Raw genomic sequence first — 1,056 nt, forward strand, 5'->3', positions numbered from 1 at the left:
GCCGGCCACAGCCTCACCGTCACCAAGCAGGTCCAGGTCACCTTCGACACCGAGCACCAGGTGGTGCTCCCCGGCGAGCGCGTGCAGCTCGTCGGCCGCAACGCCGACGGACTGTTCAGCACCGGCGCCAACTACACCCGCGGCCTGTGGGCCAAGGTCAGCGGGCTGTCGGGCCTGGGCGGGCCGATCCCGTCGGCGGACCAGGTCACCAGCCTCGCCACCGCCACCGGTGACGACTGGCTGCGGGTCCTCGCCGCGGCGAACGGGAAGATCTACACCGTCGACCGCAACCTCGGCCCCAACCGGCCCGGCGGCATGGGCTACGCCATCCCCGGCGCGTGGACGATGTGGCGCGACTTCGCCGTCACCTCGGGCCCCACCGACCTCCCCGGTCTCACCCAGATCGCCGCCGCCCGGATCAACGGCAGGACGCACGTCGTCGCGCTGGCCGGCGGCCGGGTCTACGAGTCCTCCAACTCGCAGAGCAGCTACTGGGACGCCTGGAGCCCGTGGGGCGACATCACCGCCGCCGCCGGGATCCCGGCCGGCACCACCCAGATCTCCGCCGCCGGCACCAACAACTCCCTGCACGTCGCGGCCCTCGGCCCCGACGGACACCTGCGGGTCGCCGACGGCAACTACGACCGCGGCACCTGGAGCGCCGGCGACGTGACCGCCGTGCGCGGCGGCCCCGGCCAGATCACCCAGCTGTCCGGCGTCGGCATCGGCAACCAGTTCCACGTCGTCGCACTGGCCGGCGGCAGCGTCCACGAGATCACCGGCGACTACGCCGGCGGCTACTGGACCACCTGGGGCGACATCTCCGCCGCCACCGGCCTCGGCAACTCCGCCACCAAGGTCACCGCCGCCACCACCGGCAACAACATGCGGGTGTTCGCCGTCTCCGGCGGCCACGTCCTCACCGCCCTGGGCGACTACGGCAAGGGCTACTGGACCGGCTCGACCGACATCACCCAGCCCGGCGCCGCCGGCACCACCAGCGCGGTGAACCTGCTCACCGCCGCCGGCACCACCGGCTGACCCGTCCGCAGTCCC

The 1,056-nt window shown here is 73.5% G+C and carries 1 pseudogene; it reads left to right on the top strand.

Going from position 1 to position 1,056, the window contains the following annotated elements:
• A pseudogene (locus IE329_RS39930) lies at positions 1–1,041 on the top strand (hypothetical protein); the annotation flags it as partial.
• Positions 1,042–1,056 lie beyond the last annotated feature (15 nt).

It is taken from the genome of Kitasatospora indigofera, assembly GCF_014655955.1.
Classification (GTDB): domain Bacteria; phylum Actinomycetota; class Actinomycetes; order Streptomycetales; family Streptomycetaceae; genus Kitasatospora; species Kitasatospora indigofera.